At 62.7% G+C, this 7,979-nt stretch carries 8 protein-coding genes; 3 read left to right on the top strand and 5 right to left on the bottom strand.

Translation table 11 applies throughout. From position 1 onward, the window contains the following. Window positions 1-639: 639 nt before the first annotated feature. A complete protein-coding gene (locus QN224_RS33140) occupies window positions 640-1,650 on the bottom strand; it encodes a L,D-transpeptidase (RefSeq protein ID WP_283980117.1) in 1,011 nt (336 codons plus the stop codon). A 260-nt stretch (window positions 1,651-1,910) separates the two neighbouring features. Here QN224_RS33140 and QN224_RS33135 point away from each other — a divergent pair, with 260 nt between their 5' ends. Beyond that, window positions 1,911-2,675 (top strand): thioredoxin family protein, encoded by a 765-nt coding sequence (locus QN224_RS33135; RefSeq protein ID WP_283980116.1) that lies wholly within the window; start codon window positions 1,911-1,913, stop codon window positions 2,673-2,675. Between the two features lie 222 nt (window positions 2,676-2,897). Here the strand turns inward: QN224_RS33135 and QN224_RS33130 are convergent, their stop codons facing one another. The 4 genes from QN224_RS33130 to QN224_RS33115 all read right to left on the bottom strand — a co-directional run bounded on the left by QN224_RS33130 (window position 2,898) and on the right by QN224_RS33115 (window position 5,926). Next, window positions 2,898-3,635 (bottom strand): DUF899 family protein, encoded by a 738-nt coding sequence (locus QN224_RS33130; RefSeq protein WP_283980115.1) that lies wholly within the window; start codon window positions 3,633-3,635, stop codon window positions 2,898-2,900. A gap of 338 nt (window positions 3,636-3,973) precedes the next feature. Then, a complete protein-coding gene (locus tag QN224_RS33125) occupies window positions 3,974-4,282 on the bottom strand; it encodes an EthD family reductase (RefSeq protein ID WP_283980114.1) in 309 nt (102 codons plus the stop codon). Between the two features lie 209 nt (window positions 4,283-4,491). Then, window positions 4,492-4,833 carry a 4a-hydroxytetrahydrobiopterin dehydratase gene (locus QN224_RS33120; RefSeq protein WP_283980112.1) on the bottom strand — a complete coding sequence of 114 codons (342 nt, stop codon included), beginning with the start codon at window positions 4,831-4,833 and terminating at the stop codon, window positions 4,492-4,494. A 196-nt stretch (window positions 4,834-5,029) separates the two neighbouring features. Further along, on the bottom strand, window positions 5,030-5,926 hold the full coding sequence (locus tag QN224_RS33115) for a LysR family transcriptional regulator (protein ID WP_283980111.1): 897 nt from the start codon (window positions 5,924-5,926) through the stop codon (window positions 5,030-5,032). 158 nt (window positions 5,927-6,084) lie between these two features. On the opposite strand from QN224_RS33115, the gene QN224_RS33110 reads away from it, so the two are divergent. Together QN224_RS33110 and QN224_RS33105 are read left to right on the top strand one after the other, a co-directional pair. Beyond that, on the top strand, window positions 6,085-6,738 hold the full coding sequence (locus tag QN224_RS33110) for an isochorismatase family protein (protein ID WP_283980110.1): 654 nt from the start codon (window positions 6,085-6,087) through the stop codon (window positions 6,736-6,738). Window positions 6,739-7,116: 378 nt separating this feature from the next. Then, window positions 7,117-7,869, top strand: coding sequence for a protein-L-isoaspartate(D-aspartate) O-methyltransferase (locus QN224_RS33105; protein WP_283980109.1), 753 nt, complete (start codon window positions 7,117-7,119; stop codon window positions 7,867-7,869). Window positions 7,870-7,979 lie beyond the last annotated feature (110 nt).

Genomic DNA, 7,979 nt, shown 5'->3' with positions numbered 1-7,979 from the left:
TTCCTGTGCTTGTCACAGGAATCCAGCAGCGTCGCGTCGGCGGCGCGGGAGAATCCGCCGTATCGACGATGCCAGCGGTCTCGCATCGCCCGCTGGAGGCACCACCGGCATCTCCTCCGCCGCGTCTCCAGCGAGTTATTCACGGCGCCGACGCGCCGTGGCTGGATTCCTGTGACGAGCACAGGAATGAGGGAGGGCGTTGTCGTGGCGCGGCAAAAAATAGCACGGAGTATTCGGGCGGCTGCTTGTGGCCATTGGCGTTCAACCGCGCTCCCTCATTCCTGTGCTTGTCATAGAAATGAGGGAGGGCGTTGTCGTGGCGCGGCAAAAAAAAGCACGGAGTATTCGGGCAGTTGCTTGTGGCCATTGGCGATCAACCACCCTCCCCTCATTCCTGTGCTTGTCACAGGAATCCAGCAGCGTCGCGTCGGCGGCGCGGGAGAATCCGCCGTATCGACGATGCCAGCGCTCTCGCATCGCCCGCTGGAGGCACCACCGGCATCTCCTCCGCCGCGTCTCCAGCGAGTCATTCACGGCGCCGACGCGCCGTGGCTGGATTCCTGTGACGAGCACAGGAATGAGGGAGGGCGTTGTCGTGGCGCGGCAAAAATAACGCGGAGTATTCGGCGGCCGAAGGATCTAATCCGTGAACTCGACGATCACCCCCGGCTTGACCATCGCCGCCAGTTCCTCCCCGTCCCAGTTCGTCAGGCGCACGCATCCGTGCGAGCCGAACTTGTCGATATGTGACGGCTCCGGCGTGCCGTGGATCCCGTAGGTCGGCTTCGTCAGATCGATCCACACGGTTCCCACCGGGCCGTTGGGGCCCTTTGGCAGCGTCAGAACCTCGCTGTTGTCGCCCTGCTTGAAGTTCACCTTGGGATTATAGATATAGGGCGGCATTCGCGCGACGCCTTTCACCTTGTGCGTGCCTGACGGCGATGGCGTCTCGTCGCTGCCGATCGTGGCGGGATAGACCGCAAGCGGCGAGCCGTCTTCGGCGAAGGCCAGCACCTGTCCCCCTCGCCTGCGCGCCTCTATCCGCTTGGCCTTGCCCTCCTTCACGGCGCCGGGCATCGCGACCGACACCGTATCACCGACGGCAAATGCCGAGCCCGGATTGAGCGCCTTCAAGAGGTCGATGTCCATGTGAAACCGCTCGGACAGTCTTTCCGCGACGCTCGTATATCCGAGGTGCTTCATCTCGGCCTGTTCGGAATAGTCTTCGGGAATGCGTTCGACGAGGTCCCTGGCATCCTCTTCGGAGATGACATAGGGCTCGATGACGGGGGGCTCTATGACGGGCTTGTCGCCCGAAAGCCGGCCGAGGAGCTCGGGGTCCAGCTTTCCATCGACGGGGAGATCGTGCAACGCCTCGAACCCGGCAATCGCCTTGGTGACATTCTCGCCGTAATAGCCGTCGATCACGCCAGGAGATGCCCCCGCGCGGTCGAGAAGAACCTGGAGACGAACGATGGCGGGCTCCGGCCGAGGCGGAGTCTTGGGCGGCCGTTCCGGCGGGATGGAGGCGAGCGAAGCCTTGTTGACGGCTTCCGGCTGAAGCTCCTCGGCACCGGCGGCGCCGCAAGGGCCAGATGCCAGTAATGCGGCCAGCAATGCCGGTAAAAAAACCATGTTCTTCATGAACATAAAAATCTGCAGCGGCCAGCTTTGTTCCACGGGCCGGTTTCGGATCGCGTTCCGCAAGCGGCCGTGCCGGCGCGGCGCGGATCACCGCATCGAGCGCACGCGCTGCGGCGGCAATCAGCGGCTTCGGAATACCGACACACTTGTTACTCGCACCATCCGTTTTCCGCTGCCAGACTGTCCGGCGAGCGATGAACAGCGAATGGAGTTGCGCCTCGGCCATGAGGCGCGGCCGCTCGCCCAAATCTGGAGGTTCCAAAGCCATGACGACATCAAGCACCATGCATACCCCGCCGGTCGTATCGCCGGAGGCGTGGGAGACCGCCCGCCAGCAGATGCTCGTGAAGGAAAAGGCGCTTACCCGCGCTCGCGACGCGCTCGCCGCCGAGCGCCGGCGGATGCCGTGGATGGCGGTGACGAAGGACTACATGTTCGAAGGCCCCAACGGCAAGGTGAGCCTCGCCGACCTGTTCGACGGCCGGCACCAGCTGATCGTCTACCGCGCCTTCTACGAGCCGGGCGTATTCGGCTGGCCGGAACACGCCTGCCGGGGCTGCTCCATGGTGGCCGACCAGGTCGCCCACGTCGCCCATCTCAACGCCCGCGACACCACCCTCGTCTTCGTTTCGCGTGCACCCCAGGCGGAAATCGAGCAGCTGAAGGCGCGGATGGGCTGGGACATTCCGTGGTTCACCATCACCGACAGCTTCGATGCCGATTTCGGCGTGGACGAGTGGCACGGCACCAATGTGTTCTACCGCGACGGCGACCGCATTTTCCGCACCTACTTCATCAACAATCGCGGCGACGAGCAGATGGGGAGCACCTGGAACTACCTCGACATCACCCCGCTCGGCCGGCAGGAGGTCTGGGAGGATTCGCCCGAGGGCTATCCCCAGACGCCGACCTACAAGTGGTGGAACTGGCACGACAGCTACGTCGCGGATGCCGCGCCCGACAAGAAGTGGGTCGAGGTGTCGGACGCCGGAGAGGCGGCGATGCGGAACCAGGACACGGACAGGCGTTAAGCGAGGCTTGGGTCCGGTAGTGACGACGGTCGGTCGCGTGAGGGCGGCCGGCCATCGCGAAGGTTCGCCGGCAGAGCGGTGGCGAGGGTGGCCCCGGTCGCGCCGCCCACACTGGCCGTGCCGCGATGGATGCTGCTTGACGGCGTGCGGGCGGTTACCGGCGTGATGAGATCAACCGGCACCGCCTGGGTCGGGTCGGACAAGAACCCGTCGACGCAGCGTTCAGTAGTACTGCTGCTCGATTTGCTCGTAGGCGTTCGGCCGCCCACCGGGCGTGAGGTCCAGGAGAGTCCACATCGGCTCGACCGTGCCGACATGGCGCGGATCCTGTCCCGGCTCCGGCGGCAGGAACAACAACTCGGAGGCCCAGCTCAGCCTCACCACCCCGTCCGAGCCTTTGTGGAACACCGTCAGGATCGGCACCTGCTGTCCGTCCTCGTCCTCGCCATGGTAATCGCGTTTGAAGCTGTTGTTGGCGGCTGAGAGCAGTTTCAAATTGCGCCAGCCACGATGCGCGGCGAAAGCCGCAACTTGCTCGATCGGCGCTTTCGCCACGGCCGCAATATTGGCTCCGAGCCCCTCGACGTGCGGGACCGCCCCTTCCCAGTTGTCGAGCAATGCCGTGCAGGACGGGCACGGTCCCTCTTCAGGGGGAAGATCCGCCATCGGGCCATTGCTCGGACCGCGCCGGTCGTCGCTGCGATGCCGCGGGAACATATAGTGGTAGAGAATCAAGGTATCCGTACCGGGCCGGAACAGCTCCGACAGTCGTATCCTGGCGGGAACGCCGTCGGCCCCAATGTGGTCGAACTCGTAGTCCTCGGGAACGGCCCCACCCGGCGGGAGCGCACGGATCTCCGCGGCCACTGCCTCCATTTCACGCCGGAGGGCCACCTCGCGCTGCAGCAGCCTTTCGCGAGCGGCGCGATATTCAGGAGTTTCATTTGGAAAGCTTACCATGGGCGCCTCCATCGAAGCGGGTGCACGACTACAGCGCCGCGCGTCTGTCAGACGCGCAAAGGACGCTGTAGCACTTTGAATTGCTGCATGTTTTTATCCTTAGATCGGCGACGATTTAAGGAAACATGCAGGAGCGCCGCGCGCGTCCTATCAGACGCGCAAAGGGCGCCGTAGCACTTTGAATTGCTGCACGTATCCTTAAATGGCGACGATTTAAGGGAAACATGCACTATAACACAGTCAGCCGCCTTCCTCGTCGGCGACTAACCGAAAACCGACCCCGCCACCGATGCTGGTTCGCGGACCTCCTCGGTGCCCCCGGCGCTCGTGCAAATGAATCAAACCTCTTCGGTCTCAAAGAAATAAAGATCGACGCCGCCGTCTGCGAAATTCGCCAGATCGCCGCCCGTGGCCTGCCCCTCCGGTGACGCGAACGCGCGCTGGATGTCGGCTATCGAGTCGAAATGAAGTGTAGCGACAAGATGGAGATCGGCCGCGCTGGCCGGCGTCGAGATCGCGCCATTGCTGATTTCGTACTTTCTGAGACCAGGCAGCTTCTGCGCCAAGGGAATGTGCGTGGAGCGGTAATATCGGTCGAACGCCGCGGTGTCCTTGGGCATTTTGTAAAGCACGAGAAGCTTGGCCATCAGTTCCTCCTTGAATGGGGGCTCCATCAAACCCTGACGCCCAAGCTTAGACCGTGATGAACCTTCGCGTAAGGTCCCGTGCCATGTCACTGCTCGCGCGGTTCCTTGAGTCGGAATGGATCGAAGGACGAAATCATCGAGCAGTTCAAAGTTGCTGCAGTTCGGCGCTCTGGCGTGGCCGACATTCGCAAGCCCGCCTCACCTGAAATTCAGGACGCGCTCGGCAACTGGTTTATCTTGGCCGCCATAATGAAATCGTTCTTGTGCAGGCCCTTGATCTTGTGGGTCCACAGCGAGACCTCCGCATAGCCCCAGCCGAAGCGGATGTCGGGGTGGTGCCCCTCGTCCTCCGCCAGCCGGCCGACCGCGTCGACGAAGGCCAACGCCTGTTTGAAATCGCCGAACTTGAACTTGCGGCGGATCAGGTGCCCGTCGTCCAGGAGGTCCCAGCCTGGTGTCTGCGAAAGATAGCCGGCGGCTTCGTCCCTGGTCAGCGGTGGTATGCCGCCCCGGCAGGGCGCGCAGGACTTCTCAGCGATATTCTCCGTCATAAGTTCCTCCTTTCCGGAGCAGGCTCCGGTTCGCACAGTACTTGCGCGGTCGTTGCGGATCTGGTCGGCAAGATGTTTGTCGACGCCTCCTGCGGCTTGCCAGCGGCTTCGAGCTGACTCCGTCCCCTATGTTTCGGCGTTCCGGCCCGCTTCCTCAAGAGGCGATCTCGACACGAGAGATGGGGCGCACCTGGAACTACATCTCCCGGCTCGCGACGGGTGCCGGAGCTTGTTCGAAACACTCGATCAGCATTTCGGTAAGGACACGTATCTTTCTTGCGGGATGCTGCCCCGGCGGGCGGATAACATATATGCCTGCCGGAGGCGGGGGATAGCGTGTCATGACCGGTACCAGCGCGCCGGACGCCACATATTCATGCGTTACGCCGTCGGGAATCCAAGCTATGCCAACCCCCGCCAATGCGGCGGCGGCGAGAGCCAGTGCGTTGTCGGCCTTGAAGCGTCCCCGTGGATGAACCGTAATGATCTCGTCGCCATCCATGAATTGCCAGGCTTCCGTTCCTTGCATCAGGGCCTGGTGGGCGACGAGCGCCTCCGGCGTCTCGGGAGAGCCATGCCTCCTGATATACTCCGGGCTTGCGACCAGCCTTCCGTAAAGCGGACCGACGCGTTTTGCGATCATGTTGGAGTCCTGCAGATAGCCAACCCGGATGGCGCAATCAAAGCCTTCCGCGACGAGATCAACGAAACGGTCGCTGTAAGACGTATGGATGTGGAGCTGGGGGTGACGTCGCGCCATGTCCGCGAGCACGGGAGCGAAGTGGGTCGGGCCAAAGGAAAGCGGCACGGCAATTCTCAAGCGGCCGCAAAGGTCACCGGCGGGCAGGATCGTTTCCCTGGCTGTGTCGATCTCGGCACAGACTCTTGCTGCATGGTCCCGAAATGTGATCCCGGCTTCTGTGAGTGCCGCGCCGCGGGTCGTTCGTGCAAGAAGCTGGACGCCAAGTTCCGCTTCAAGCCGGAAGAGCCGCCGGCTGACCATTGACTTGGAGACGCCGAGCCGCCGCGCGGCGGGCGAAACACCCCCGGCATCAGCCACTTCCACGAATGTCCGCAGTTCCTCGATGTCCACGTTAGCGTTCCTGGTTTCGCGACACAGCTTGGCACAAAGCAAGGCTACCGTATCACAACCGGGAATGACAGTGTTCGTTTCGCAGGCGGCGCGCCGCTGTCAGCGCATGTCTGCCGGTAAACCGATCTTACACAAAAACGTCAGCAGAGGATTTATACATGACCTTTCGTAACGGCCTTGACTCACTTCTCCGCCCCGAAGACTCCGTCCTCGTTCTGATCGATCATCAGCCTTACCAGCTGGCGAACCTGAACAGCCATGATCCGCATATGGTGGTCAACAACACGGCCGCGCTGGCGAAGCTGGCAAAAGCCTTCAATGTTCCGACCATTCTCACCAGCGTGATCGCGGCGCGCGGTGGACTTCTCTTTAAGCAGATCACCGACGTGTTCCCTGGCCAGGAAGTCATCGATCGCACCTGGGTGAACACCTGGCAGGACGAGAATGTGGTGAACGTCGTCAAGGCGACCGGCCGCAAGCAGCTGATCATCGCCGGCCTGTGGACCGAGGTCTGCGTCGCGATGCCTGTCATCCAGGCTGCCGGCGAAGGCTGGGACGTGACCGTGATCACCGACGCGTCGGGCGGGATTTCGAAGGAGTCTCACGAAGTTGCCATCCAGCGAATGATCGCGGCCGGCGCGAACGTGATGACCGTGATGGCGCTGGCGGGCGAATGGCAACGCGATTGGGCGCGCACCGAGCATGTCGAGGAGCTGACCGAGATTCTCATCCAGCACTTCGGCGGCAGCGGCATCGCGTATCTTTGGGAGCAGCAGCTTCTCAACACGCCGGTGCCGAGCAACGCAGGCTGATTTGAGCGGGGATGACGAGAACCATGAACGAGGCGATGCGAACAGTGCATCGCTTTCCATACTCGTCATCCCCATTCGCTGGATGCGAAGGCACGATGTCTCGTTTGGGCCGGCACCGGAAATTCCGGTGTTCTCCGCGAATGACCAAGGGGTCGAGGGCGGACACGGCCGTTTTGGGATGACGCTTCTGGCGCATCCAAGACGAACGCCGACGACTGGCCCGAGCGAGACATTGCAGGTCAGAATGCTATGGTCCGCATCGGGTGGTTTTCTCCTTTTGATGCACCCTCCCCGATCCTGTTCAGCAGAGGCGGTCGAGCTTTGTTCAAAATTGCCACCGCCGCCCTATACTCTTGCGTGATAGCCGGGAGAGAGATCATGCGTCCTCTAGCCCAGTGCCAAGCGTTACTGGCCGCGGTTCTGGCGAGCGCTGCCGCCGTGGTTTCGACATCCGCGCCCGCTCAAGATCGCGCCGGCGAGCGGGCAGCGATGATCGAAACGATCAAATCGCACGCGCGCTCAGCGCCATCAGCGGTCGAGGGCCAGGGCATCGATCCGGCGGTGCTGGCGACGATGGCGAAGGTGCCGCGCCACCTGTTTGTGCCCGAGGAGCTGCGCGGTGCGGCCTATCGGGATCGGCCGCTGCCGATCGGATACGGTCAGACCATCTCGCAGCCCTTCATCGTCGCGCTGATGACCGACCTGATCAACGTCGGGCCTGGCGATGTTGTGCTGGAGGTCGGCACCGGCTCGGGTTATCAGGCAGCCGTCCTGTCGCCGCGCGCAGCGAAGGTTTACTCGATCGAGATCATACCGGAACTGGGCGAAAGGGCGGCCGCCCGGCTCGCGGAGCTCCGCTACGGCAATGTCGAGGTGAAGGTGGGCGACGGTTACTATGGTTGGCCTGCGCACGCGCCTTTCGACGGTATCGTCGTGACTGCCGCTGCCAGTCACATCCCGCCGCCGCTGGTCGAGCAGCTCGCCAAAGGCGGCCGGATGGTCGTCCCCGTGGGAGCTCCCTTCGCGACCCAGTTTCTCATGCTGGTCGAGAAGCGACAGGATGGAAGCATCACGACCCGGCAGTTGCTGCCGGTGGGCTTTGTGCCGCTGCGCGGAGGCGGGACCCGATGAAAGCCGGGCGTCTGCTGCCGGTTGGTCTCATATCGGCGGCAACCCTTGCCCATGAAGTGCTGCTGATGCGGCTCTTTTCGATCATTCAGTGGCATCAATTTGCCTATATG

The organism is Sinorhizobium sp. 7-81 (assembly GCF_030124405.1).
GTDB lineage: Bacteria > Pseudomonadota > Alphaproteobacteria > Rhizobiales > Rhizobiaceae > Sinorhizobium > Sinorhizobium psoraleae.
This window is presented reverse-complemented; position numbering and strand designations above follow the sequence as displayed.

Coding starts and splice junctions, on each gene's coding strand:
- QN224_RS33140 (WP_283980117.1), bottom strand. CDS start 1,650: ATGTTCATGAAGAACATGGTTTTTTTACCGGCATTGCTGGCCGCATTA.
- QN224_RS33135 (WP_283980116.1), top strand. CDS start 1,911: ATGACGACATCAAGCACCATGCATACCCCGCCGGTCGTATCGCCGGAG.
- QN224_RS33130 (WP_283980115.1), bottom strand. CDS start 3,635: ATGGTAAGCTTTCCAAATGAAACTCCTGAATATCGCGCCGCTCGCGAA.
- QN224_RS33125 (WP_283980114.1), bottom strand. CDS start 4,282: ATGGCCAAGCTTCTCGTGCTTTACAAAATGCCCAAGGACACCGCGGCG.
- QN224_RS33120 (WP_283980112.1), bottom strand. CDS start 4,833: ATGACGGAGAATATCGCTGAGAAGTCCTGCGCGCCCTGCCGGGGCGGC.
- QN224_RS33110 (WP_283980110.1), top strand. CDS start 6,085: ATGACCTTTCGTAACGGCCTTGACTCACTTCTCCGCCCCGAAGACTCC.
- QN224_RS33105 (WP_283980109.1), top strand. CDS start 7,117: ATGCGTCCTCTAGCCCAGTGCCAAGCGTTACTGGCCGCGGTTCTGGCG.